A 23,428-nucleotide genomic window follows, 5' to 3' on the forward strand; every position below is an offset into this window, starting at 1 on the left:
GGCGGCGCGCAGCGGCAGGGCTGGCAAGAGGCAGACAGAGGCAAACATGGTGGTTGAAAGATGCGGCCGTGATTGTGCGATGCACAACATCGGTGCGCTGTGCAGGGCCGCACAGTGGACATCGCCGCAGGGGATTGGCCCAGACCCGGGCATGGGGCACGGCGTAGTGCTAGTGCCTGTGGGCCGGGGGGATTGCTATGTCAGCGGCTTCGCCGACTGGCAAAGTAATGCGCAGGCGAGTCGCCCAGAACCTTGCGGAACATGGCGATGAAGTTGCTGGGCGAGGCATAGCCCAGCGCATCGGAGACCTGGGCCACGGGCTGGCCGCGTGCCAGCAAGTCCAGACCATGCGCCAACTGGGCCTGCTGGCGCCATTGCGCAAAACCCATGCCGGTTTCGGCCTGCATCAACCGGCGCAGTGTGCGCGGCGACAGCGCGCCGTAGGCGGCCCAGTCTTCCAGCGTGCGCGGGCTGCCCGGCGCCTGGAGCAGGGCGTGGGCAATGCGCAGCAGCCGGGCATCACGGGGCATGGGCAGGTGCAAGTCCTCGTGCGGGGCCTGGCGGATTTCGTCGTGGATGACGGCGGCCATGCGCGTCTGCTCTGGCGTGGGTGGGGCCTGCTTATCCCATTCCACGGCACGCAGGGCCAGCACGCGCAGCACGGGGCTGATGCCGATCACGCAGGGCTGGGTGGGCAGGCCGGCGCAGAAATCTGCGGTGGCCAGCAGCATCCAGCTGCTGAGCCGGCCGCTGACGCTGACCTTGTGCGGCATATGGGCTGGCATCCAGCCCGCGCGCTGTGGCGGCAGCAGCCAGGCGCCATGGGGCGTGCTCACATGGATCAGGCCCTGCTCCACGCAGAACACCTGGCCGCGCGCATGCTGGTGCCAGTCGTACTCCCGCAGGCCCAGCGGGGCGTCGCCTGTGCTGCCGGCGTCATCACCGCCGCGCACCGCAATGAGTGCCGGCCCATCCAGCCATTCGCTGTAGTCGTGCGCGTACAAGTCCATGGCGGTATTTTGGCCGTGTTTCAGTATTTTCTGGCCGTATGCCGTTACCGTGATTCCGGGTGCTTGCCTAAGAATGGGAATCACTATCACCGGTGACCAGGCTGTCCGGTGGAGGTTTTCCGCATTCGCAAGGAGTATTTGATGAGCACCTACCCAAGCTCTGTGTTTGCGCTGCACGATGTGCGCGACTTTCCCTTTGTTCACACCACGGCGCTGGAGCGCAGCCCTGGCAGCGGTGTTCCATGGCAGGCCGAGATGCAGGCCCTGCTGGCACGCGGCGAGCATTTTGTGATCTTTTACCCCTCGTTCCACAGCGGCGAGCAGCCGGCCCCCGACGCAGGCACCCAGGCCCAGCTGCAGCAGGACCGCAAGGCGCGTGCGCTCTGGCTCAAACAGTACCGCCAGCAGTTGGCCCGGTTCTGCAAGGGCTTGATCACCATCGAGCCCGATGCCCAGCACTATGCCCTGGAGGCCGCCCGCTACCCGGCCATGGAAAAAGCCTTTGGCGTGCCGCTGCGCGTGGCGGCTTCGCGCCAGGAGGCCGAGGCCATGGGGCGCTTGCTGCTGGCCTGACTGCGCTAGGCCCCACCCACATCCGGTGCACGCCGGCGCAGCACCACGGTGATCTGGCCATTGGTTTCGATGGTGGCGCGCTCCACCTCATGGGCGTTGAGGCAGCCATTGGCGCGCAGCGCGGCGGCCAGGTCATCGGTGGTGATCTGCTCCTGGGCCAGCAGCGGCTGCTGCACCACGCCCTGGTGGATCAAGACCTTGGGCCTGCCATCCACCAGATGGCGCAGGCGCGGAAAGCGGTAGCTCAAATGGGCCAGCAGCACATGGCAGGCCAGCAAGGTGGCCGCGCTGACCAGGCCGCCCACCAGGGAGTTGTCGCCAGCGTTCATGGAGTTCTGCACCGCGTTCGACAGCACCAGCAGCAGCACCAGGTCAAAGGGTGCGTATTGCCCGGTCTGGCGCCGGCCCGTCAGGCGCAAAAACACCAGCAAGAAAAAGTACACGGCCACGCCGCGCACCACGAACTCCCACCAGGGGACCGCCATTTGCCACATACCGTGCTCCTCGTATTGCATTGCGCACCACCATAGCGCAAGCCGAAGGCGCCGGATGGGCCGGACGCGCCCGATACAGGGATCAGTTCTCGGCCACGCGGGGGTCCAGCTGCTGGGCCAGGGTCTTGGGCAGGGCCAGGTCCAGATCGGCCAGGCGCTGCTTGACCAGAATCTCCGGCACCTCAAACAAATGGGCCAGCTCCTGCAGGCTGCAGGCATGCCGGCCGGCCACGGTGTAGCGCAGCACGGTCTCGGGCAGCAGCAGCTGCAGGGCGAAGTCATTGGCCTCGCTGTCCTGGCGCTGGTTGTGGTCGGCGTGGTAGCTGTCGCTGATGCAGATGGCGCGCTGCATGCCGGGGCGCAGGTGGTGCAGCGCCAGGTGGGCAATGGCATGGGCCACGCCGTAGCGCTGGCGGGTGATGGGGTGGCTCTGGCCGATGGTGACGCAGGCCTTGTGCGCCCCGGAGACCTCCAGCAGGGCGCAGGCCGTGCCGGTGTCGCCCAGGCTCACACGCAGCTGCATGGCCTTGGCGATGCGCGCCAGATTGACGGGCACCGATTGGTCCCAGTGGGTTTTGAGAATGCCTTCCGCAAGCAGCGCCATGTGCCCATTATCCGCTGCCAGGATGGGGGCACGGCCTGCACCACGGGGGTGCACCAGCGGGCTTTCATGGCCTGCGCCGGCTCGCTAAAGTATTTGACATGAAATAGCGTGCAGTGCAGCAAATTCGGGTGTTGTATGCTATGAAAAATGATGGTTTAAATGCTGCTTTGCAGCAATGCCACAGGTTCAGGGAGACCGCCTTATGCCCAGCCTCACACTGCAAGGACAGCGCCTCTACTACGAGGACACCCAGGGCAGCGCCCCGGCGCTGGTGTTTGCCCATAGCTTTCTCATGGATGGCAGCATGTTCCATGGCCTGGCGCAGCGCTTTCGATCGCAGTGGCGCTGCATCAGCTGGGACGCGCGCGGCCATGGCAGCTCCAGCGGCGCGCTGGAACCCTTTACCTACGACGATGTGGCCGACGACCTGGCCGCGCTGCTCACCAGCCTGGGGGTGAGCAAGGCCGTGGTGGTGGGCGTCTCCCAGGGCAGCCAGGTGGCACTGCGCTTTGCGCTGCGCCATCGCCAGCATCTGCGCGCCCTGGTGCTGATGGGCGCCCAAGCCGGCACTGAAGACCCGCAAAAACTGCCGGGCCAGGCCTCGCTGATTGATGAATGGGCCCGCGCCGGCCTGTCCGAACCCATGGCCCGGGGCATGGCCCACCGGCTGGTCGACGCCGGCTGGCATGGCATTGCCGAGTGGCAGGCCAAATGGCGCAGCTGGACGCCGGCGCAGCTGCGCCGCTGCTTTTCCACTCTGGCCCTGCGTGACGACCTCAGCGGCCGCCTGGGCGATGTGCAGCCGCCGGCGCTGCTGATTCACGGGGGGCGTGATGTCTGCGTCAGCGCTGCGCGGGCCCGTGCGCTGGCGCAGGAGTTGCCCCATGCCCAGTGGCTGCAGATTCCCGGCGCAGGTCATGCGCCGCTGCTCACGCACCCGGCCGAGGTCGAGGCCGCCATGGCCCGCTTTCTGGCCCATCTGGGCGATCCGCTGTACCCCGAGTTTTCCGAGCCCAGTTCATCCCAGTTGGCGGCCGCGTGAACCCTGGGCCGCAGCGCCTGGTCTTTGCACGCATTCTTTGCAACGGCCCCAGGGCCGTTTTTCTTTGGGGCAAAGATGCAGCACCCTGGTGCATGGCTATGCCATCCATGGCCGCAGCCAGCGGCCCGGTCTGCAACAATCCGGGGTGTTTTCCTGAGTGCCCCGTACCCATGTCGCCACGTGATCGCCACACCACCGCCTCGGACCTCGCTGCCTGCCCCTGCGGGCGCGCCGCCCAAGGCAAGCCCCTGGCCTATGCAGTCTGCTGCGGCCACTTCATCGACCATTGGGATGCGGTGCCGGCGCCGGACGCCGAGCATTTGATGCGCTCGCGTTACACCGCTTTTGTGCGCGAGAACGCGGCCTATCTGCAGGCGACCTGGCATGCCAGCCAGCGCCCACCGGAGCTGACGTTCGAGCCCGCAGCCAAGTGGCTGGGCCTGCAGGTCAAGCGCTTTGCTGCCACGGGCGCGGATACGGCTGAGGTGGAATTTGTCGCCCGCTTTCGCGTGGGGGGCCGCGCCGTGCGCCTGCATGAGCGCAGCCGCTTTGTGCGGGAGGATGGGCGCTGGTTTTATGTGGATGGCGATGAAATCACCTCATCCCCCTGAGCGGCTGCGCCGCTTCCCCCTTCTCTCGTGCTGTGCACGGGAAGGGGGACGACACCAGCGCGGCGGGGCGGCCCTTGCGCGGTGTCTCTGGTGGAAGAGACCTGGGCACACCGTTGTGCGTAATTTTTGAATAAATACATTGCTGATGCGCTCTGTATCAGCATCAATAGCTATGCAATTTGAAGCAATCCTGTTTGACTGTGATGGCGTGCTGGTCGACAGCGAAACCATTACCAACCGCGTGCTGCACGGCATGCTCAACGCATCCGGCTGGGCGCTTTCCGAAGACGAATGCATGCGCATTTTTGTCGGCCACACCGTGCGCAGCAAGACGGCGCAGATCGAGGCCGAAACCGGCAAGCCGCTGACCGATGCCTGGATGGCCGAGTTCTACGATCGCCGCAACCAGCGCCTGCGTGCCGAATTGCTGCCCATTGCAGGTGCCGTGCCCGCTGTGGCCAGGCTGCACCAATCCCTGGCCGGCAAGATGGCCGTGGCCAGCGGGGCAGACAAGCCCAAGGTGGTCATGCAGCTGGACAAAGTGGGCCTGCTGCCGTTTTTTGGCGAGCAGGTCTTCAGCGGCCATGACCTGCCGCGCACCAAGCCCTGGCCCGATGTCTACCTGGCCGCTGCTGCGGCCGTGCAGGCAGACCCGGCACGCTGCCTGGTGATTGAAGACTCGGTGCCCGGCCTCACCGCCGGCGTGCGCGCCGGTGCCACCGTGTGGGGCTTTTGCCCCAAGGTCGGCGCCCACTCCACGCCCCAGCAGCTGCTGGAGGCTGGCGCTGCCCGGGTGTTTGACGATATGGTGGACCTGCCCAGGCTGTTGGGCTTGGCCTGATGCTCTGAAAGAGATAGCTGGAAGTGCAGGTGGAGCTTGTGCTGTAGGCCAGAAACGCCTTTATCCCACCACCCGGTGCAGCGCCCGGTATTCCGCCGGGCTGTGGCCGGTCCAGGTCTTGAAGGCGCGCAGAAAGCTTTTGTCGCTGGCAAAGCCGCAGGCCTGGGCGATGCGTTTGAGCGGGCGGTCGCTGCGCAGCAGCAAGGTGGTGGCTCGGTCCAGGCGCACGCTGTCTTTCAGGGCCTGCAGGGTCTGGCCTTCGGCCTGTAGCTGGCGGTGCAGGCTGCGCGGCGACACCAGCAGGGCGCGGGCCAGGGTGTCGGCCGTGTGCAGCAGCTGGGTGTCTGCCACCAGCAACTGGCGCACACGGGCGCTCCACTGGCGTTCACGCCGATAGGGCAGTACCTGGATGGGCAGGGCGCGTTGCAGCATCTGCTGCAGCGCGGTTTCGTCGCGGGCCAGGGGCAGGTCCAGCAACCGGGCCTCAAAGCGCAGGCTGGCCCAGGCTGCATCGAAGCTGATGGCGCCGGGGAACATCTGCGGGTAGGCATCGGCATGCGGAGGGGCGGCAAAGGGAAAGCTGGCCTCCAGCAGCGGCAGGCGCGCATCGATCAACCAGCTGGCCACGCCGTGGACGTTGCGCAGCAGCGAGACGGTGCAGAACTCCCGCACCGGGCCCAGGTTGCGCAGTTCCTGCAGGCGCAGCTCGGCCAGCTCGCCGTGGCGCACCAACTCCAGGGACACATCCTCATTGAGCAGCCCGTGGTGGCGGCACCAGCGCGCCATGGCCAGGCCCATCGTGGGGCTGCTGATGCTGGCGCGCGCCAGCATGCCGTAGCTGCCCCAGGGCAGGCGGCGGCCGAACCAGCCCAGGGCTTCGTCGTCCAGCTCGCGCATGGCGTGGGCGCACAGCAGCTCCATTTGCAGGGCGGTGATGCGGGAGCGGGTCTTGGCCACCTGTTCTGGCGCGATTTGTGCCGCCTGCAGCGCGGCAATGGGGTCCAGCTCGCGCTTGGCATAGGCCCAGACCACGGCCTGCACAAAGGCCATGGGTGTGAGCGCCGTAGAAGCGCTGAGGGCGGAGGCGGTCGTGGGGACCAGGCTGGGCGTGTACATGGGTGGCAATTATTGCAACCTTGCTGACGGCTTCTGCGTGATAGGGGCCCGTATGCTGAAGAGATTGATTGACATGGCGGGGCCACGCAGACCCCCCGGCACCAGGAGACAGCACCATGGACACTTCTTTTTTGTCCACCAGCCATGCGCGCGGCGCTACCGACCAGCCCCTGATCGAGCAGACCATTGGCGACTTTTTTGCGCAGATGGCGGCGCGCCAGCCCGGGCGTGAAGCCCTGGTCAGCCGCCACCAGGGCCTGCGCTACAGCTATGCCGAGCTGCACCGTGCGGCACGCCAGCTGGCCAGCGCGCTGCTGGGCCTGGGCATCACGCGCGGGGACCGCGTGGGTATCTGGAGCCACAACAACGCCGAGTGGGTGCTGATGCAGCTGGCCACGGCCCAGGTGGGCATCATCCTGGTGAACATCAACCCGGCCTATCGCACGGCCGAGGTGGAATACGCGCTGAACAAGGTGGGCTGCAAGGCCTTGGTGGCCATGCCGCAGTTCAAGACCAGCGACTACCTGGGCATGGTGCGCGAGCTGGCGCCCGAGTTGGTGCACTGCGAGCCCGGCCAGCTGCAGGCCACGCGCCTGCCCACGCTGCGCTCCGTGGTATGGATCGACGTGGCAGGCGAGGGCGAAGACCAACCCGGCATGCAGCGCTTTTCCGCGCTGATGGCCACGGGCGATGGCGACGATGCGCGCATCGACCCCATTGCCGCCACGCTGCAGAACACCGACCCCATCAACATCCAGTTCACCAGCGGCACCACGGGCTTCCCCAAGGGCGCCACGCTGACCCACCGCAACATTCTGAACAACGGCTTCTTCATTGGCGAATGCATGCGGCTCACGCCCGAAGACCGGCTGTGCATTCCCGTGCCGCTGTACCACTGCTTTGGCATGGTGTTGGGCAATCTGGCCTGCTTCACCCATGGCAGCACCATCGTCTACCCGAATGACGGCTTTGATGCCCTGGCCGTGCTGGAGGCCGTGCAGGCCGAGCGCTGCACCGGCCTGCATGGCGTGCCCACCATGTTCATTGCCGAGCTGCAGCACCCGCAGTTTGGCGAGTTTGATTTGTCCACGTTGCGCACCGGCATCATGGCCGGCTCGCCCTGCCCCATCGAGGTGATGAAGCGTGTGGTCAAGGACATGCACCTGAGCGAAATCACCATCGCCTACGGTATGACGGAAACCAGCCCGGTCAGCTGCCAGAGCGATGCCGGCACGCCGCTGGAAAAGCGCGTGGCCACCGTGGGCCAGGTGCAGCCCCATCTGGAGGTGAAGGTGGTGGACCCCGACACCGGCGCTACCGTGGCGCCTGGCGTGTCGGGCGAGCTGTGCACCAAGGGCTACTCCGTGATGCATGGCTACTGGGGTGATGCGGAGAAAACCCGTGAAGCCATTGATGAAGACGGCTGGATGCACACCGGCGACCTGGCCACCATGGACGCCGAAGGCTATGTGAATATCGTCGGCCGTATCAAGGACATGGTGATTCGGGGCGGCGAGAACATCTACCCGCGCGAGATTGAAGAGTTTCTCTACCGCCACCCGCAGATCCAGGATGTGCAGGTGGTGGGCCTGCCCGACCAGCGCTACGGCGAAGAGCTGTGCGCCTGGATCATCACCAAGCCCGGTGAAAGCCTGGACGAGGAGGGCGTGCGCAGCTTTTGCAAGGGCCAGATTGCCCACTACAAGGTGCCGCGCTACATCCGCTTTGTCGATGCCTTCCCCATGACGGTGACCGGCAAGATCCAGAAGTTCCGCATCCGCGAAGAGATGGTGGAACGCCTGCACCTGACGGCGGACCGCACAGCATGAAAGCCCTGGTCCGTCGTCCGCTGCACTTCACGCGTCCGTGCTCAATGTCCGTCTATGGGCAGGCCGGCCGCGCGGCGGGCCACGACCAGGCGTTTGCGCATGGCGACCTCGGCCATGTCCAGCTCGCTGACCATGGCGCGCAGCGTCTCGTCATTGATGCGGTGGGCCTGGCGTTCACCGTACAGCGTGTCGCGCTCCACCTGGATGCAGCGCAGGCGCAGTTCCATCTCACGCAAATAGCGCAGGCGGCGGTCCTGCACCAGCTCGGGCGTGTCGCGCTGGGCTTCGGTGGAGTTGGCCACGCCGCTGTCGTCCACCAGGTGGATGCGGTTGCGGTATTCCTGGGTGATGCGCCCCACCACTTCCTGGTACTGGGCCAGCCACTGCTCGTCGTGGCGCTGGGCCTCTTCCTCGGTCAGCGTCAGGCTGGCAATGGCGGCCTTGCAGGCGACGGCGCGTGCATGGCGCTCTTCGTGCTGGGTCTCGGTGTCCTCATGCGGGGGCATGCGGCGCAGGATCAGGGGCAGGGTGATGGCGGCCAGCACCAGGGTGAACAAAATCACGCCGGTGGCCAGAAAAATCAGCAGATCCCGTTCGGGAAAGGGCACGCCGCCGCGCATGTGGACGGGAATCGACAATGCCGCCGCCAGCGTCACCGCGCCGCGTATGCCGGCCATGGTGGTGGCCAGGTTCAGCAGGGCCGAGGGCTTTTCGGTCATGCGGCCTTCGCGGTGGGCCTTGCGCAGCGCACCATGCACGCCCAGCGTGATCCAGATCCAGCGCAGCAGCAGCAGGGCAAACGAGATCACTGCCACATAGCCAAGCAAACGCCAGCCGTCATGGCCGGCGCTCAGCAGGGTGGCGCCCATGATGGAGGGCAGCTGCAGGCCCAGCAGCAAGAAAATGGCGCCGTTGAAGGCCGACTCCACCATGCCCCAGGTGCCCTCGGTCTGCAGCCGCTCCGAGATGAAGTTGCTGCGGTCCAGGTCGGCAAAGTTGGTGGCGATACCGGCGGCCACGGCAGCCAGAATGCCCGAGACGCCAATTTTTTCGCCCACGATATAGGCCGCAAACGGCAGCAGCACCAGCAGCAGCACCATCTGCGTGGCGGCCACATCGCCCACGCGGCGGGTGACGGTGTCGCGCATGCGGCTGAAACCCCAGCCCAGCAGGGCGCCTATGCCCAGGCCGCCCACGGCCATCCAGGTGAAGTCCTTGGCCACGGCGTCCCACGAGAAAACACCCGTCAGCGTGGCGGCCACGGCAAATTTCACGGCCACCAGGCCGGAGGCATCGTTCAGAAGCGACTCACCCTCCAGCATGTGCATGGTCTTGCTGGGCATGCCCAGGTTGCGGGTGATGGCCGAGACAGCCACGGCGTCGGTGGGCGAGACCACGGCGGCCAGGGCGAAGGCCACGGTGAGCGGAATCGAGGGAATCATCCAATGGATGAAATAACCCAGACCCAGCACCGTGAAGCACACCAGGCCAAAGGCCAGCAGCAAGATGGGCTTGGCCATGGCAAAGAATTCGCGCTTGGGAATGCGCCAGCCGTCGGCAAACAGCAGCGGCGGAATGAACAGCAGCAAAAACAGCTCCGGGTCGAAGCTGATGTGCAGGCCCTTCTGGGGCCAGGCAATCACAGCGCCCAGGGCGATTTGAATCAGGGGCAGGGGGATGGCGCGCATATACCGTGCGGCAATGCCTGTCACGGCCCCCAGCATCAGTACCAGCAAAACGGTTTCAACGGTGTGCATAAGGGCCGTATTTTCCGTGACTGCACCGTGCGCGCGCGCTTCGGTCAGAAACAAAAACCACACAAAGAACCAAGGTAGACCTTTCTCAAGGGACAGCATGAACATTCTGGGAACGCAACTGAACCCGCGCTCGGCGGACTTTTTGGCCAATGCGGCTGCCATGCAGGCCGTGGTGAACGACCTGCGCGCGCGCTGCGAACAGGTGGCGCAAGGCGGCGGCGAGGCCGCCCGCGCCAAGCATGTGGCACGCGGCAAGCTGCTGCCGCGCGAGCGCGTGCAGCGCCTGCTGGACCCCGGCACGCCTTTTCTGGAAGTGGCACCGCTGGCCGCGCTGAACATGTATGGCAACGACGCGCCGGGCGCCGGCATGATTGCCGGCATAGGCCGCGTCAGTGGTGTGGACTGCATGGTGGTGTGCAACGACGCCACCGTGAAGGGCGGCACCTACTACCCCATGACGGTGAAAAAGCACCTGCGGGCCCAGGAGATTGCCCAGCAAAACCGCCTGCCCTGCATCTATCTGGTGGATTCCGGCGGTGCCAACCTGCCTAACCAAGATGATGTGTTTCCCGATCGCGATCACTTCGGCCGCATCTTCTTCAACCAGGCCAATATGAGCGCAGAGGGCATTGCCCAGATCGCTGTGGTCATGGGCTCTTGCACCGCTGGCGGCGCCTATGTGCCGGCCATGAGCGATGAATCCATCATCGTCAAAAACCAGGGCACCATCTTCCTGGGCGGCCCGCCGCTGGTAAAGGCCGCCACCGGCGAGGTGGTGAGCAGCGAAGACCTGGGCGGTGGCGATGTGCACACGCGCCTGTCCGGCGTGGCCGATCACCTGGCGCACAACGATTTGCACGCCCTGGCCCTGGCCCGCCAGACCGTGGCGAATTTGAATAAGAACAAGGCGCAAATGCCTGCGGACCAAGCACCGCAAGCTCCGCTTTTTGAAGCAAAAGAGCTGTACGGCGTGATCCCGGTGGACACGCGCAAGCCCTTTGATGTGCGCGAAATCATTGCCCGCATCGTGGATGGCAGCCAGTTCGACGAATTCAAGGCCCGCTTTGGCTCCACCCTGGTCTGCGGCTTTGCGCGCGTCGAAGGCATGCAGGTGGGCATCATCGCCAACAACGGCATTCTGTTTTCCGAATCGGCCGTCAAGGGCGCGCACTTCATCGAGCTGTGCTGCCAGCGCAAGATTCCGCTGGTGTTTTTGCAGAACATCACCGGCTTTATGGTAGGCCGCAAGTACGAGAACGAAGGCATTGCCCGCCATGGCGCCAAATTGGTCACGGCCGTGGCCACGGCAGCCGTGCCCAAGTTCACCATCATCATTGGCGGCAGCTTTGGCGCCGGCAACTACGGCATGTGCGGCCGCGCCTACTCGCCGCGCTTTTTGTGGATGTGGCCCAACGCCCGCATCTCCGTCATGGGCGGCGAGCAGGCGGCCAGCGTGCTGGCCACCGTCAAGCGCGACGGCATCGAGGGCAAGGGCGGCAGCTGGAGTGCGGAAGAGGAAGAGGCTTTCAAGGCACCCATCCGCCAGCAGTATGAAGACCAGGGCCACCCCTATTACGCCACGGCCCGCCTGTGGGACGATGGCGTCATCGATCCCGCCGACACCCGCCGCGTGCTGGCCCTGGGCCTGTCGGCCAGCCGCAATGCGCCGGTGGAAGACACCAAGTTCGGCGTGTTCCGCATGTAAACCTGCCCACCCGAAAGGAGCGCACCATGGACCCCATCAGCCACTTCACCACCTTGGCCGGCTACGGCCAATGGGCCACGGGGCGGCTGCTGGACGCCGTGGCGCTGCTGCCAGAGGCGGAGTACCGGCGTGATGTGGGTTTGTTTTTTCACAGCATCCACGGCACGCTCAACCACCTCTTGGTGACCGAGCACCATTTGTGGTTTGTGCGCTTTTCAGAAGGCGTGTCGCCCAAGGTGGCGCTGGATACCGAGCTGGAGCCAGACCGCGCCACACTGGATGCCAGCTTGCGCAGCCTGGCCGAGCGCTGGGCGCCCTGGCTGGGCACGGTGCCTGCCGCGCGCTGGGCGCAAAACCTGGACTACACCACCATGCGGGGCATACCGGCAAGCCTGCCTTTTGCCGCCATGCTGACCCATGTGTTCAACCATGGCACACACCACCGCGGCCAGATCACGGCGGCGCTGACCCAGATGGGCCAGCCCTGCCCAGAGCTGGACCTGGTGTACTACCTGCAAAGCCTGGGCAGGCCATGAACTCCATGCACCTCTTCCCCTTTTTGCTGGGCCCTACCCGGCAGGAGAAAGTTCTATGACCCACCGTTACCTGACTCTGACCGTCAACGCTGGCGTGGCCACGGTCACGCTGACCCAGCCGGAAATCCGCAACGCCTTCAGCGACGAGGTGATTGTCGAAATCACCGATGCTTTTCGCACGGCGGGCGAGCACCCCGATGTGCGCGCCATTGTGCTGGCGGCGGAAGGCCCTGCGTTCTGTGCTGGCGCCAACCTGAACTGGATGCGCCGCATGGCCGACTACAGCCGCGAAGAAAACCTGCAGGATGCGGGCGCGCTGGCCGAGATGCTGCGCACCATCTACGCCTGCCCCAAGCCCACGATTGCCCGCATCCAGGGCGATGTCTATGCCGGTGGCATGGGCCTAGTGGCGGCCTGCGATATGGCTGTGGCGTCGAACAACGCAGGTTTTTGCCTGTCCGAAGTGAAGATCGGCCTGGTGCCCGGCACCATCGCTCCCTATGTGCTGCGCGCCATGGGCGCACGCGCCAGCCACCGCTACTTTCTGACCGGGGAGCGCTTTGATGCGGCCGAGGCGCTGCGCATCGGTTTTGTCCACCAGGTGGTGGAAGACGCCGAGGCCCTGGATGGTGCTGTGGACGGCCTGCTCAAGTCGCTGCTGGCGGCCGGCCCCGAGGCGGTCAAGGCCTGCAAGCAACTGGTGCAGGACGTGGCCGGGCGCGACATCGATGCCCCCTTGATTGCCTCCACCGTGGAGGTGATTGCCGACATCCGCGCCAGCGAGGAAGGCAAGGAAGGCGTGCAGGCGTTCCTGAATAAACGCAAGCCGAAATGGTTGGGCACCCCCTGAGCCGCTGCGCGTCTTCCCCCTCTCTATCGCTACGCGATGGAGGGGGACGGCACCAGCGCCTACCCGGGGAGACAAGGCGGCCCTGGTGCCCTGGTCTGGGCGCCAGCGTGGGGCGCTACTCCAAGAAACATAGCTAGAAGTGCTTGATAGGTAAGCGCTTCAGGTTGAATAAATGCAATGAGAGACTAGTCATGTTTAAAAAAATTCTGATCGCCAACCGCGGTGAAATCGCCTGCCGTGTGGCCGCCTCCGCTCGCCGCATGGGCGTGCGCACCGTGGCCGTGTATTCCGATGCCGACGCCGATGCCAAGCATGTGGCGGCCTGCGATGAGGCCGTGCACATCGGCGGCAGCGCGCCCAAGGACAGCTATCTGCGCTGGGAGCGCATTCTGGAAGCGGCCAAGGCCACGGGTGCTGAGGCCATCCACCCCGGCTACGGTTTTCTGTCGGAGAACGAAGACTTTGCCCAGGCCTGCCAGGCCGCTGGCCTGGTCTTCATCGGCCCGCCCGCATCGGCGATTCGCGCCATGGGCCTGAAGGCCGAGTCCAAGCAGCTGATGGAAAAAGCCGGCGTGCCCCTGGTGCCCGGCTACCACGGAGCCGACCAGAACCCCGAGATGCTGCACAAAGAGGCCGACCGCATTGGCTACCCCGTGCTCATCAAGGCCAGCGCCGGCGGCGGTGGCAAGGGTATGCGCCTGGTGGAAAAGAGCGAAGACTTTGCCGCCGCCCTGGCCAGCTGCCAGCGCGAGGCCATCAACAGCTTTGGAAACGATGCCGTGCTGATCGAGAAATATGTGCTGCGCCCGCGCCATATTGAGATTCAGGTGTTTGGCGACACCCAGGGCAACTGCGTCTACCTGTTCGAGCGCGATTGCTCGGTGCAGCGCCGCCACCAGAAGGTGCTGGAAGAAGCCCCGGCCCCCGGCATGACCGAGGCCTTGCGCAAGCAAATGGGCGAGGCCGCTGTGGCAGCGGCCAAGGCCGTGAACTATGTGGGTGCGGGCACGGTGGAATTCATCGTCGAGCAGCCCGGCGGCTATGAGGCCCCCGAGCAGATGAAGTTCTACTTCATGGAGATGAACACCCGCCTGCAGGTGGAGCACCCCGTGACCGAGGCCATCACCGGTGAAGACCTGGTGGCCTGGCAGCTGCAAGTGGCCGCCGGCAAGCCTTTGCCCAAGCAGCAGTCCGAGCTGCGCATCATTGGCCATGCCATCGAGGCCCGCATCTGCGCCGAGAACCCCGGCAACGGCTTTTTGCCCGCCACCGGCTCTCTGCATGTCTACCGCAAGCCGGCCTGCACCAGCTTTGAAATCGGTGAGGTGCGCGTGGACGACGGCGTGCGCGAAGGCGATGCCATCAGCCCCTTCTATGACTCCATGATCGCCAAGCTCATCGTGCGCGGAGACACGCGCGAGCAGGCACTGGCGCGGCTGGATGCGGCGCTGGAGCAGACCCATATCGTGGGCCTGGCCACCAATGTGCAGTTTCTGCGCAAGGTGATCCGCAGCAATGCCTTTGCCACGGCACAGCTGGATACGGCGCTGATCGAACGCGAGCGCCCCGTGCTGTTTGGCCAGGACCCCGTGGGTCGCGAGCTGGCCGTGGCCGCCGCCGTGGCGGCAACCCTGGCCTGGGAACAAGGCCTGCAAAGCGCCGACCCCTTTAGCCAGCGCGATGGCTGGAGCATGTATGGCCGCCAACAGCGTTATTTCCAGTTCAGCCACCAGGGCAGCGAACTGGCTGCCACCCTGGTCTATGCCCAGGGCGACACCCCGGCCCAGCTGGGTGTAGCGGAAGTCGGGGCCCAGGCCGCAGGCCAGCCCCAGCCGCTGCAATGGAAGGCCTTGGACGGTGGCTGCTTGGACCTGCAACTGGGCGCGCTGCGCACCAGCGCCAATGTCTATGTGCAGGGCGATGCCGTGGCCGTTTTCACCCCCGCAGGCGGCACGCAGCTGACGGCCGTGGACCTGATGGCCCATGCCGGCGACAGCGGCACCGAAGGTGGGCGCCTCACGGCCCCCATGCCGGGCAAGCTGGTGTCGTTTGCCGTCAAGGCCGGCGATGCCGTGACCAAGGGCCAGGCCCTGGCCGTGATGGAAGCCATGAAGATGGAGCACACCATTGCCGCGCCGGCCGATGGCGTGGTGGAGGAGCTGTTGTATGCGCCAGGTGACCAGGTGGCTGAGGGTGTGGAGTTGATCAAAATCACCACCCCCTGAGCCGCTGCGCGTCTTCCCCCTCTTTAGGCGCTGCGCGCCGGAGGGGGACGGCACCGGCGCTGCGGGGCGGCCCTTGCGCGGTGCCCTGCTGTGGGCCTGCGCCAGTTTTGTGCGTTGTGCCCCAGCCTTGCAGCCGAGCCTTGGCTGTTACCCCTTCCCCCACCGGGGGAAGGTGGGGATGGGGCTGGCCCCGGCGTTTCTCCCTCGCCCCTGTGGGGAGAGGGTAGGGGTGAGGGGCTGCCCCATGTGCGCTGCCATGGCATGGGTCGCGGCAGTTTGATGCGGAGATGACCGTCATAACAAAGTGAGCAGCCATAGCCGATAAAGCTTGGATTTGAAGTATGAAACGTATGAAAAACCAGGCTACATCTGCAAAGCAAGCTCCTGTTTTTTGCTTTTCTGCTGCCCTCTCTTTGACAGCGCAGCAGCGCCAAGCCGGTTACGCTTCAACGCTATGAGAGTCACTTTTTGTTGTAAGGACACCAAGGCCGAGCCTTGGCTGGAAGGTTTGCGCGCCGCATTGCCGGATGCGGAGCTCAGCGTGTGGCAGCCGGGTGCGCCCCAGGCGGATTACGCCGTGGTCTGGGCGCCGCCCCAGCAGTTCATGGACGAGCAGCCAGGGCTGAAGGCCTTGTTCAACATCGGCGCCGGTGTGGATGCGCTGATGCAGCTCAAGCTCCCGCCACAGGCCCAGGTGGTGCGCCTGGATGATGCCGGCATGTCGGTGCAGATGGCCGAATATGTGAGCCAGGCCGTGATCCGCTATTTCCGCGAGCTGGATGGTTATGAGGCCGATATGCGCGCCGGCCGTTGGGCATTTCGCAAGCCGCGTGCGCGTGCCGATTTCACCGTGGGGGTAATGGGCCTGGGCGTGCTGGGCGCGCGCGTGGCCAAGGCGCTGACGGTGTTTGACTTCCCCGTGCTGGGCTGGAGCCGCTCGCCCAAGGCCGTGGAGGGCGTGCGCACTTTGCATGGCAGCCAAGGTTTTGCCGAGTTTCTGGCCCAGACCCGGGTGCTGGTGAACCTGCTGCCGCTGACGCCGGAGACCGAGAACATTCTGAACCGCGCCAACCTCAGCCAGTTGCAGCGCGGCGCCTATGTCATCAACGTGGCGCGTGGCGGCCATCTGGTGGAAGAAGACCTGCTGGCGCTGCTGGCCGAGGGCCAGATTGCCGGCGCCACGCTGGACGTGTTCCGCCAGGAACCACTGCCTGCCGGCCACCCGTTCTGGAGCGAGCCAGGTATCACGCTGACGCCCCACACCTCGGCACGCACGCTGCGCGATGAAAGCATTGCCCAGATTGTCCGCAAGGTGGCGGCCATGAGCCGTGGCGAGGCGGTGGTCGGCATGGTGGACAGAGAGCGTGGGTATTGAGCCTTTTTTATTGGAGACAAACATGCATAACTATCCCCAACGCGTGAAACTGGTCGACGTGGGCCCGCGCGACGGCCTGCAAAATGAAAAGCAACCCGTGCCTGCGGCCGTCAAGGTGGAGCTGGTGCACCGCTTGCAAAACGCGGGCCTGACCGAGATCGAGGTCACCAGTTTTGTGTCGCCCAAATGGGTGCCGCAAATGGCCGACAACGCCGAGGTGATGGCGGCTGTGCAGCGCAAGCCCGGTGTGCGCTACAGCGTGCTCACGCCCAATCTGAAAGGCTTTGAGGCGGCCGTGCTGTCCAAGCCCGATGAGATCGTGGTGTTTGGTGCGGCCAGCGAGGCCTTCAGCCAGAAGAACATCAACTGCTCCATAGCCGAGAGCATCGAGCGCTTTGCCCCGGTGGTGGAAGCGGCGCGTGCCGCCGGCATCTATGTGCGCGGCGCCATGAGCTGCACCGTGGGCTGTCCTTATGAGGGCGAGATTGCACCCGAGCGCGTGGCCTATCTGGCCGGCCTGATGAAGGGCATTGGCGTGCAGCATGTGGGTGTGGCCGACACCATTGGCGTGGGCACCCCCATCAAGGTGCGCAAGGCCATCGAAGCCACGCTGCAGCATTACGACATCCACGATGTTTCCGGCCATTTCCATGACACCTATGGCCAGGCCCTGTCCAACACCCTGGCCGCGCTGGCCATGGGCGTGTGGCAGTTCGATACCTCGGTGGCGGGCCTGGGTGGCTGCCCCTATGCCAAGGGCGCCACTGGCAATGTGGCCACCGAAGACGTGGTCTACATGCTGCATGGTATGGGCATTGAGACCGGCATCGATCTGGACAAGCTGATCGACGCCGGCGCCTATATCAGCGAGCACCTGGGCCGGCCCACGCAGTCGCGGGTGGCCAAGGCCATCTTGGCCAAGCGCGCGGGCTGAGCCCTGTGGGGTTGGCTGGCGTGTGCCGTGATGGGGATGTGAAAAGCCCCAGTGTCCTGAGTTGGAGGTTCGTTGAATAACAAATCGCCCGAGATCGCAGCCAGGCAAGGCGCCAACCGCAGTCATAGCCGTAGCTATGGCGAGGATTGGCAACGCGGTATGGCGAAGATATTCGGGTGATTTGTTCCACGAACTTCTATTTCAGGACGCTAGGATGGCGGCCATGTCAACTCGAACTCATCAACGCCTGTCGCGCCTGGCCGTGGTGCTGTCCTGCAGCCTGCTGCTGGGCGCCTGCGCGGGCATGGACGCCCAGGAATGCAGGGACACGGACTGGGCTTATCTGGGGCAGCTCGACGCCATGGAGGGCAAGCTGGATCTGGAGACCCGCGCCAAGCGCCACTTCAAGGCCTGCAAGAAAAACGGTGTGGCCATGGATGTGCGCGCCTACCAGCAGGGCTGGATGCATGGGCTGAAGCGCTTCTGTACGCCCGAAAGCGGCAAGGCCTATGCCGAAAGCGGCCGCAAGGTCCAGATGGGCTATTGCCCGGCACAGCTCGAAGCCGCTTTTCTGCAAGGCTATTCTCCCGTCCGTGAGCGCTATGAAATGCAGCAGGCCGTAGCCGATCTGGACCGCCGCATCGACGCCAAGAAAAAAGAGCTGCGCGAGGCGCGGGACGCCAAAAACAGTGCCAGCCATATCGCCTATGTGCAAAAGGACTTGCGCGACCTGCAGCTGGAGATGGTGCAGCTCAAGCTCAAACTGGCGCAGTAAAGCCGCTGCGCAAAAACTGCGCGGCTGAGGGCGCGAGGCGCTCATTTTTCAAAGAGTTTTTTATGTGTGGATCAGAACTTCACGCCTTGCCCGAAGGGGTACAGCGCGTCAGCCGTTTTTTGCAGGATGCCGGCCATCCCCATGCGCCGCAGATGCTGGATGGCGCGGCGCGCACCTCGCAAGAGGCTGCTGACCAGTTGGGCACTGCCGTGGGCCAGGTGGCCAAGAGCGTGATCTTCAAGCGCAAGGAAGACGGTGCCCATGTGCTGGTGGTGGCTGCGGGCGACCGCCGCGTGGACGAGAAAAAGCTGGCCGCCCTGGTGGGCAAGGTGGGCCGAGCGGACGCCGACTATGTGAAGGAGCGCACGGGATTTTCCATCGGTGGCGTCAGCCCCGTGGCCCATGCGCAGCAGCCGGTGGTGCTCATCGATGCCAGCCTGGCGCGCTTTGAGGTGCTGTGGGCTGCGGCAGGCCATCCGCATGCGGTGTTCCCACTGTCCATGGCCGCGCTGCAGCAGCTGACCGGTGCGCCGGTGGTGGATGTGGTGCAGGCCTCGGCCGGGGAGGGTGCATGAGCTGTCCTCCCGCACAAGAAGCGCTGTTGTACAAGGCGCGCCAGGTGCTGGCGCAAGGCTTGCTGGAGACGGAAGCTGCCGAGGCCCCGCCGTCACCCTGCATCTCCGTGTGCCGCATGGATGAGGATCGCAGCCACTGCGTGGGCTGTTTGCGCACGCTGGAGGAGTTGCGTCTCTGGGGCAAGACGGACGCCGCCACGCAGCGCCAGATCTGGCATGCCGTGCTGCAACGTTGTGAGCTCACCCCCTGAGCCGCTGCGCGTCTTCCCCCTCTCTGGCACTGCGTGCCGGAGGGGGACGGCACCAGCGCCTATCGGGGAGACAAGGCGGCCCTTGCGCGGTGCCCCTGGCTGGGGGGCTGTGCCAGCGTTCGGAGGATTGCTGGAGCGGGCTCGAGAAGCATTGCAGCCTTTTGGTCGAAACCCACAACGCCCAGACGGCACTTCAGGCGCGGCGTCTCGCCCGCAGACAGTACTGGGGTACGGCCAGGGCGAGCAACAAAGCCTCAAGTGCCGTATGGGCGCCTGAAAACGATACGCCTACCAAGCCGGAAGGCTTGGTGAGGAATAAGGATTTGGGATGGAGATCCTATACCTCAACATCTCATAAAGTCGTTTGAAAACAGGAGTTGCTGATGCGCGAGATCACGTTCTATTTGGACTTTGTGTCGCCTTATGCCTGGCTGGCCTTTGCCAAGCTGCCGGATACGCTGGAGGGCATCAGCTGCCATGTGCGTTATCGCCCGGTGCTGTTGGGCGCTTTGCTACAACAACACGGCAACCCCGGTCCGGCCGGCATTGCGCCCAAGCGTGCCTGGACTTATCGCCATGCCGAGTGGTTGGGCCAGGCCCAGGGCACGCCGCTGCAGATACCGCAGCAACACCCTTTCAACCCCCTGCCTTTGCTGCGGCTGGCGCTTGCATGCAGCGATGACGGCTGCATCAACCGCTTTACGGCCGATGCCCTGTTTCGCCATGTGTGGGAGGGCGGTGGTGATGCGCTGGCGCCGGAGCGCTTGGCCGCATTGCGCACCCGCCTGGCCGAGCAGTTGCGCAGCGATGCACAGGCGCCGGCACGCGCCAAGGAGCTGCTGCGTGCCAACACCGATGCGGCGTTGGAGGCCGGTGTATTTGGTGTGCCCACATTCAGCGTGGACGGGCACGGTTTCTTCGGCCTGGATGGCCTGCCCATGTTGGGTGCCTATCTTCGCGGCGAGCCCTGGTTTGCCACGGACCGCTGGGACCATGCCGCCGCCGTTCCCTCAGGGTTAACGAAGGGCCTGGCGTGAAACCCTTAAGGGTTTGCAAGCGGTTGTTTTATATGGTGAAACTGCCTCTGCGGGTTAGGCCTTAAACCGTCAGTCCCTGGTCAGTTTGACGCAAGTCAGCGTTGGTTTCGCGTCAGAAGGGGGTCAGTGCATTCTTCAAGAATGCATTGACCGGAAATTCCGGAACGAAACCCCCAGAGGAGACAAGACCATGGCCATCAACGCTGCCAACGGCGCAGGGACGAAAGGAGCGGCTACACCCCGCCCCATGACGCCCGAAGAGCGCAAAGTGATTTTCGCGTCCTCACTCGGAACCGTGTTCGAGTGGTATGACTTTTACCTGTACGGATCGCTGGCGGCCATCATCGCCAAGCAGTTCTTCAGTGGACTGGATTCCGGCTCCGCCTTCATTTTTGCGCTGCTGGCCTTTGCCGCCGGCTTTATCGTGCGTCCCTTCGGTGCACTGGTGTTCGGCCGCCTGGGGGACATGATCGGTCGCAAATACACCTTCCTGGTGACGATTCTGATCATGGGCATCTCCACGTTCATCGTGGGTATCTTGCCCAACTACGCCGCCATTGGCGTGGCTGCGCCCGTGATCCTGATCATCCTGCGCATGCTGCAAGGCCTGGCGTTGGGCGGTGAGTACGGTGGTGCCGCCACCTATGTGGCCGAGCATGCACCTCACGGCAAGCGCGGCGCTTACACAGCATGGATCCAGACCACGGCCACGATCGGCCTGTTCCTGTCGCTGCTGGTGATTTTGGGTGTGCGCCTCACGGTCGGTGAAGAAGCCTTTGTCGACTGGGGCTGGCGCATTCCGTTCTTGGTGTCTTTGGCGCTGCTGGGCGTTTCGGTGTGGATCCGCATGCAGCTGTCCGAGTCCCCTGCCTTCCAGAAGATGAAGGCCGAGGGCAAGATTTCCAAGGCGCCGCTGTCCGAAGCCTTTGGCCAGTGGAAGAACCTGAAGGTGGTGATCCTGGCCCTGATCGGCCTGACCGCCGGCCAGGCCGTGGTCTGGTACACAGGCCAGTTCTACGCGCTGTTCTTCCTGACGCAGCAGCTGAAGGTGGATGCCGTCACGGCCAATCTGATGATTGCCGCTGCTCTGCTGCTGGCCACGCCCTTCTTCGTGATCTTTGGCTCGCTGTCCGACAAGATCGGCCGCAAGCCCATCATCATGCTGGGCTGTGTGCTGGCCGTGGTGACCTATTTCCCCGTGTTCAAGGCGCTGACCGAAGCCGCCAACCCTGATCTGGCTGCTGCGCAGGCCAAGAACAAGGTGGTGATCGTGGCCGACCCTGCCGAGTGCTCGTTCCAGTTCAACCCCACCGGCACCGCCAAGTTCACCAGCTCCTGCGACGTGGCCAAGCAAGCCCTGGCCAACCGCTCGGTGAGCTATGACAACGAAGCCGCACCGGCTGGCACGCCTGCCGTGATCAAGATCGGTAACGACAGCATCTCCAGCTTCGCGTCGGCCGGTCTGAGCCCCGATGAGTTGAAGGCCAAGGGCGCCGAGTTCAACAAGGCCGTGGCCGAAACCTTGAAAAAGGACGGCTACCCCGACAAGGCCGACCCGGCCAAGATGAACACGCCGCTGGTGGTCGCCATCTTGTTCTACCTGGTGCTGCTGGTGACCATGGTCTACGGCCCCATCGCCGCCATGTTGGTGGAGCTGTTCCCGACCCGCATCCGCTACACCTCCATGAGCCTGCCCTATCACATCGGCAATGGCTGGTTCGGCGGCCTGCTGCCCACCATGTCGTTTGCCATCGTGGCGCAGACCGGCAATATGTACAACGGCCTGTGGTATCCCATCATCATCGCGGGCGCAACAGCAGTGATCGGCACCCTGTTCCTGCGTGAAACCAAGGACGTGGACATCTACGCCGAGGACTGAATCCGGTGACACGGCGGCGGGCATGGACCTCCATGCTTGCTGACTTCAGCCAAGGCCTCCGGCACCTGCGGCCGGGGGCTTTTTCTATCCGCCTGCAACGGTGTTGCAGCAAAACGTCAAATCATGGTGTTACGTGCCTGTGGCGACATGATTTGTCAGCACGGCTCCTACAATTTCACGGCCTAGCCACTGTCTTTGCAGCGCATGCGCTCTGCCCACAGCGTCGCTGGACCAACGAACTGAAACCACCACAAGGAAACCCAATGAAGATTCAACGCGTGATGCTGGCCGTTCTGGCCCTGTGCGGTACTTCGGCTGCCCTGGCCCAAAGCAGTGTGACCATCTATGGCCGTGTGAATACCACGATCGAAAGCCAGAAGTACTCTGACTCCAAGAGCATGACGGGCATGTTCAATAACGCTTCGCGTATCGGCTTCAAGGGCGTGGAAGACCTGGGCAATGGCCTGAAGGCCGGCTTTGTGTTGGAAGCTGGTTTCGGCTCGGACGATGGCTCTGGTCCCCTGACCTTCGGTCGTCAAAGCGAAGTGAACCTGTCGGGCAACTTCGGTATGGTCCGCCTGGGTAACTTCTTCCCCGAGTCCTACTACGCATCGGCTGACTATGTCAGCTTGCACAACCACGACACCGGCTCGTCGGCTGACGCGCTGTATGTTGACCCTGTCTGGATGGGTGCTGGTTCTGCCAGCCAATATCGTGCTGGCGGTCTGAATACCGGCAACAAGCTGGCTTATCGCACCCCCACTTTTGGTGGTTTCTCTGCTGAAGGTTCGGTGTCCATGCACGAACGTGCAGCCAATACCAACAACAAGTATGGCTACGACCTGGCCGCCAACTACAACCAAGGTCCTCTGGCCCTGGGTGCTGGCTACAGCCAGTGGGATGGCAACAAGCAAGGCTCGCTGCGTGGCCTGTACACCTTTGGCCAAGTGACCCTGGGTGCCTACTACCAGCGCAACGACGAAAACCTGCTGGGTTCTCGCAACAACTTCCGCCTCTCCGGCATGTATGCGCTGGGCGCTTCGGAATTCCACGTCAACGTGGGCCGCGCCAATGCCTGGAGCAAGCTGGATGACTCGGCTGCCACGCAGTGGACCCTGGGCTACAACTACAACCTGAGCAAGCGCACCAAGGTCTATACCTACTACACCAAGATCAACAACAAGGCGAATGCCAGCTATGGTTACGCCGTTGGTGCAACGAATCCCGCAGGCCAGGACTTCCGCTCCTTCGCCGTCGGCATCCGCCACAACTTCTGATCACCCTGCAGCGTAAGCTGCCCGCAATCCGGGGCTGTTCCAATCGGTCCTGGTCTGCTTCAAGGTGCAGGCTCCACACTGGTAACGGTGTGGAGCTTTTTTCTTGGCCCCGGCCGTTCTGTCTGATTGCTA

General features: G+C 64.3%; 22 protein-coding genes. 17 read left to right on the forward strand and 5 right to left on the reverse strand.

Translation table 11 applies throughout. The features are described from left to right. Positions 1–200 precede the first annotated feature (200 nt). Complete coding sequence (locus ACA027_RS02795) at positions 201–1,010, reverse strand: helix-turn-helix domain-containing protein (RefSeq protein WP_370680877.1); 810 nt, start codon at positions 1,008–1,010, stop codon at positions 201–203. A 141-nt stretch (positions 1,011–1,151) separates the two neighbouring features. Between ACA027_RS02795 and ACA027_RS02800 the strand changes: the two genes are divergently transcribed. Continuing rightward, complete coding sequence (locus tag ACA027_RS02800; RefSeq protein WP_370680878.1) at positions 1,152–1,583, forward strand: hypothetical protein; 432 nt, start codon at positions 1,152–1,154, stop codon at positions 1,581–1,583. 5 nt (positions 1,584–1,588) lie between these two features. Here ACA027_RS02800 and ACA027_RS02805 read toward each other — a convergent pair whose 3' ends face one another. Beyond that, complete coding sequence (locus tag ACA027_RS02805; protein WP_370680879.1) at positions 1,589–2,077, reverse strand: DUF421 domain-containing protein; 489 nt, start codon at positions 2,075–2,077, stop codon at positions 1,589–1,591. An 82-nt stretch (positions 2,078–2,159) separates the two neighbouring features. Beyond that, a complete protein-coding gene (locus tag ACA027_RS02810) occupies positions 2,160–2,681 on the reverse strand; it encodes an ImmA/IrrE family metallo-endopeptidase (protein WP_370680880.1) in 522 nt (173 codons plus the stop codon). A gap of 202 nt (positions 2,682–2,883) precedes the next feature. Here ACA027_RS02810 and ACA027_RS02815 point away from each other — a divergent pair, with 202 nt between their 5' ends. From ACA027_RS02815 to ACA027_RS02825, 3 genes are all read left to right on the forward strand, one after another. Further along, the gene (locus ACA027_RS02815) at positions 2,884–3,723 is read left to right on the forward strand and encodes an alpha/beta fold hydrolase (protein ID WP_370680881.1); all 840 of its coding nucleotides are present in this window, start codon (positions 2,884–2,886) and stop codon (positions 3,721–3,723) included. A 170-nt stretch (positions 3,724–3,893) separates the two neighbouring features. Next, a complete protein-coding gene (locus ACA027_RS02820) occupies positions 3,894–4,334 on the forward strand; it encodes a YchJ family protein (RefSeq protein ID WP_370680882.1) in 441 nt (146 codons plus the stop codon). 172 nt (positions 4,335–4,506) lie between these two features. After that, positions 4,507–5,175 (forward strand): HAD family hydrolase, encoded by a 669-nt coding sequence (locus ACA027_RS02825; protein ID WP_370680883.1) that lies wholly within the window; start codon positions 4,507–4,509, stop codon positions 5,173–5,175. A gap of 60 nt (positions 5,176–5,235) precedes the next feature. Here ACA027_RS02825 and ACA027_RS02830 read toward each other — a convergent pair whose 3' ends face one another. Then, the gene (locus ACA027_RS02830; protein WP_370680884.1) at positions 5,236–6,291 is read right to left on the reverse strand and encodes an AraC family transcriptional regulator; all 1,056 of its coding nucleotides are present in this window, start codon (positions 6,289–6,291) and stop codon (positions 5,236–5,238) included. 116 nt (positions 6,292–6,407) lie between these two features. Between ACA027_RS02830 and ACA027_RS02835 the strand changes: the two genes are divergently transcribed. Further along, positions 6,408–8,120, forward strand: a complete 1,713-nt coding sequence (locus ACA027_RS02835; RefSeq protein ID WP_370680885.1) for an AMP-binding protein — start codon at positions 6,408–6,410, stop codon at positions 8,118–8,120. A 41-nt stretch (positions 8,121–8,161) separates the two neighbouring features. Here the strand turns inward: ACA027_RS02835 and ACA027_RS02840 are convergent, their stop codons facing one another. After that, on the reverse strand, positions 8,162–9,877 hold the full coding sequence (locus tag ACA027_RS02840; RefSeq protein ID WP_370680886.1) for a Na+/H+ antiporter: 1,716 nt from the start codon (positions 9,875–9,877) through the stop codon (positions 8,162–8,164). A gap of 97 nt (positions 9,878–9,974) precedes the next feature. On the opposite strand from ACA027_RS02840, the gene ACA027_RS02845 reads away from it, so the two are divergent. The 12 genes from ACA027_RS02845 to ACA027_RS02900 all read left to right on the forward strand — a co-directional run bounded on the left by ACA027_RS02845 (position 9,975) and on the right by ACA027_RS02900 (position 23,296). Further along, complete coding sequence (locus ACA027_RS02845; RefSeq protein WP_370680887.1) at positions 9,975–11,582, forward strand: carboxyl transferase domain-containing protein; 1,608 nt, start codon at positions 9,975–9,977, stop codon at positions 11,580–11,582. 26 nt (positions 11,583–11,608) lie between these two features. Continuing rightward, positions 11,609–12,118, forward strand: a complete 510-nt coding sequence (locus ACA027_RS02850) for a DinB family protein (protein ID WP_370680888.1) — start codon at positions 11,609–11,611, stop codon at positions 12,116–12,118. A gap of 55 nt (positions 12,119–12,173) precedes the next feature. Continuing rightward, complete coding sequence (locus ACA027_RS02855) at positions 12,174–12,968, forward strand: enoyl-CoA hydratase/isomerase family protein (RefSeq protein WP_370680889.1); 795 nt, start codon at positions 12,174–12,176, stop codon at positions 12,966–12,968. 191 nt (positions 12,969–13,159) lie between these two features. Beyond that, positions 13,160–15,193, forward strand: a complete 2,034-nt coding sequence (locus ACA027_RS02860) for a biotin carboxylase N-terminal domain-containing protein (RefSeq protein ID WP_370680890.1) — start codon at positions 13,160–13,162, stop codon at positions 15,191–15,193. A 454-nt stretch (positions 15,194–15,647) separates the two neighbouring features. Next, positions 15,648–16,568, forward strand: coding sequence for a 2-hydroxyacid dehydrogenase (locus ACA027_RS02865; protein WP_370680891.1), 921 nt, complete (start codon positions 15,648–15,650; stop codon positions 16,566–16,568). A gap of 22 nt (positions 16,569–16,590) precedes the next feature. After that, positions 16,591–17,502 (forward strand): hydroxymethylglutaryl-CoA lyase, encoded by a 912-nt coding sequence (locus tag ACA027_RS02870; RefSeq protein ID WP_370680892.1) that lies wholly within the window; start codon positions 16,591–16,593, stop codon positions 17,500–17,502. A gap of 223 nt (positions 17,503–17,725) precedes the next feature. Further along, positions 17,726–18,277 (forward strand): DUF2799 domain-containing protein, encoded by a 552-nt coding sequence (locus ACA027_RS02875; protein ID WP_370680893.1) that lies wholly within the window; start codon positions 17,726–17,728, stop codon positions 18,275–18,277. A 62-nt stretch (positions 18,278–18,339) separates the two neighbouring features. Further along, on the forward strand, positions 18,340–18,852 hold the full coding sequence (locus ACA027_RS02880; RefSeq protein ID WP_370680894.1) for a YbaK/EbsC family protein: 513 nt from the start codon (positions 18,340–18,342) through the stop codon (positions 18,850–18,852). Next, a complete protein-coding gene (locus ACA027_RS02885; protein ID WP_370680895.1) occupies positions 18,849–19,103 on the forward strand; it encodes a DUF1289 domain-containing protein in 255 nt (84 codons plus the stop codon). Before ACA027_RS02880 ends, ACA027_RS02885 begins: the two co-directional genes overlap by 4 nt. Positions 19,104–19,486: 383 nt before the next feature. Beyond that, positions 19,487–20,140, forward strand: a complete 654-nt coding sequence (locus tag ACA027_RS02890) for a 2-hydroxychromene-2-carboxylate isomerase (RefSeq protein WP_370680896.1) — start codon at positions 19,487–19,489, stop codon at positions 20,138–20,140. A 190-nt stretch (positions 20,141–20,330) separates the two neighbouring features. Next, positions 20,331–22,019 carry an MFS transporter gene (locus ACA027_RS02895; RefSeq protein WP_370680897.1) on the forward strand — a complete coding sequence of 563 codons (1,689 nt, stop codon included), beginning with the start codon at positions 20,331–20,333 and terminating at the stop codon, positions 22,017–22,019. Between the two features lie 263 nt (positions 22,020–22,282). Next, the gene (locus ACA027_RS02900) at positions 22,283–23,296 is read left to right on the forward strand and encodes a porin (RefSeq protein ID WP_370680898.1); all 1,014 of its coding nucleotides are present in this window, start codon (positions 22,283–22,285) and stop codon (positions 23,294–23,296) included. The last annotated feature ends 132 nt before the right edge of the window (positions 23,297–23,428 follow it).

The organism is Comamonas sp. GB3 AK4-5, assembly GCF_041320665.1.
GTDB lineage: Bacteria > Pseudomonadota > Gammaproteobacteria > Burkholderiales > Burkholderiaceae_C > Comamonas.

Excerpts from the sequence above, each read along its gene's own strand:
- ACA027_RS02795 (WP_370680877.1), bottom strand. The coding sequence starts at position 1,010 with ATGGACTTGTACGCGCACGACTACAGCGAATGGCTGGATGGGCCGGCA.
- ACA027_RS02800 (WP_370680878.1), top strand. The coding sequence starts at position 1,152 with ATGAGCACCTACCCAAGCTCTGTGTTTGCGCTGCACGATGTGCGCGAC.
- ACA027_RS02805 (WP_370680879.1), bottom strand. The coding sequence starts at position 2,077 with ATGTGGCAAATGGCGGTCCCCTGGTGGGAGTTCGTGGTGCGCGGCGTG.
- ACA027_RS02810 (WP_370680880.1), bottom strand. The coding sequence starts at position 2,681 with ATGGCGCTGCTTGCGGAAGGCATTCTCAAAACCCACTGGGACCAATCG.
- ACA027_RS02815 (WP_370680881.1), top strand. The coding sequence starts at position 2,884 with ATGCCCAGCCTCACACTGCAAGGACAGCGCCTCTACTACGAGGACACC.
- ACA027_RS02820 (WP_370680882.1), top strand. The coding sequence starts at position 3,894 with ATGTCGCCACGTGATCGCCACACCACCGCCTCGGACCTCGCTGCCTGC.
- ACA027_RS02825 (WP_370680883.1), top strand. The coding sequence starts at position 4,507 with ATGCAATTTGAAGCAATCCTGTTTGACTGTGATGGCGTGCTGGTCGAC.
- ACA027_RS02830 (WP_370680884.1), bottom strand. The coding sequence starts at position 6,291 with ATGTACACGCCCAGCCTGGTCCCCACGACCGCCTCCGCCCTCAGCGCT.
- ACA027_RS02835 (WP_370680885.1), top strand. The coding sequence starts at position 6,408 with ATGGACACTTCTTTTTTGTCCACCAGCCATGCGCGCGGCGCTACCGAC.
- ACA027_RS02840 (WP_370680886.1), bottom strand. The coding sequence starts at position 9,877 with ATGCACACCGTTGAAACCGTTTTGCTGGTACTGATGCTGGGGGCCGTG.
- ACA027_RS02845 (WP_370680887.1), top strand. The coding sequence starts at position 9,975 with ATGAACATTCTGGGAACGCAACTGAACCCGCGCTCGGCGGACTTTTTG.
- ACA027_RS02850 (WP_370680888.1), top strand. The coding sequence starts at position 11,609 with ATGGACCCCATCAGCCACTTCACCACCTTGGCCGGCTACGGCCAATGG.
- ACA027_RS02855 (WP_370680889.1), top strand. The coding sequence starts at position 12,174 with ATGACCCACCGTTACCTGACTCTGACCGTCAACGCTGGCGTGGCCACG.
- ACA027_RS02860 (WP_370680890.1), top strand. The coding sequence starts at position 13,160 with ATGTTTAAAAAAATTCTGATCGCCAACCGCGGTGAAATCGCCTGCCGT.
- ACA027_RS02865 (WP_370680891.1), top strand. The coding sequence starts at position 15,648 with ATGAGAGTCACTTTTTGTTGTAAGGACACCAAGGCCGAGCCTTGGCTG.
- ACA027_RS02870 (WP_370680892.1), top strand. The coding sequence starts at position 16,591 with ATGCATAACTATCCCCAACGCGTGAAACTGGTCGACGTGGGCCCGCGC.
- ACA027_RS02875 (WP_370680893.1), top strand. The coding sequence starts at position 17,726 with ATGTCAACTCGAACTCATCAACGCCTGTCGCGCCTGGCCGTGGTGCTG.
- ACA027_RS02880 (WP_370680894.1), top strand. The coding sequence starts at position 18,340 with ATGTGTGGATCAGAACTTCACGCCTTGCCCGAAGGGGTACAGCGCGTC.
- ACA027_RS02885 (WP_370680895.1), top strand. The coding sequence starts at position 18,849 with ATGAGCTGTCCTCCCGCACAAGAAGCGCTGTTGTACAAGGCGCGCCAG.
- ACA027_RS02890 (WP_370680896.1), top strand. The coding sequence starts at position 19,487 with ATGCGCGAGATCACGTTCTATTTGGACTTTGTGTCGCCTTATGCCTGG.
- ACA027_RS02895 (WP_370680897.1), top strand. The coding sequence starts at position 20,331 with ATGGCCATCAACGCTGCCAACGGCGCAGGGACGAAAGGAGCGGCTACA.
- ACA027_RS02900 (WP_370680898.1), top strand. The coding sequence starts at position 22,283 with ATGAAGATTCAACGCGTGATGCTGGCCGTTCTGGCCCTGTGCGGTACT.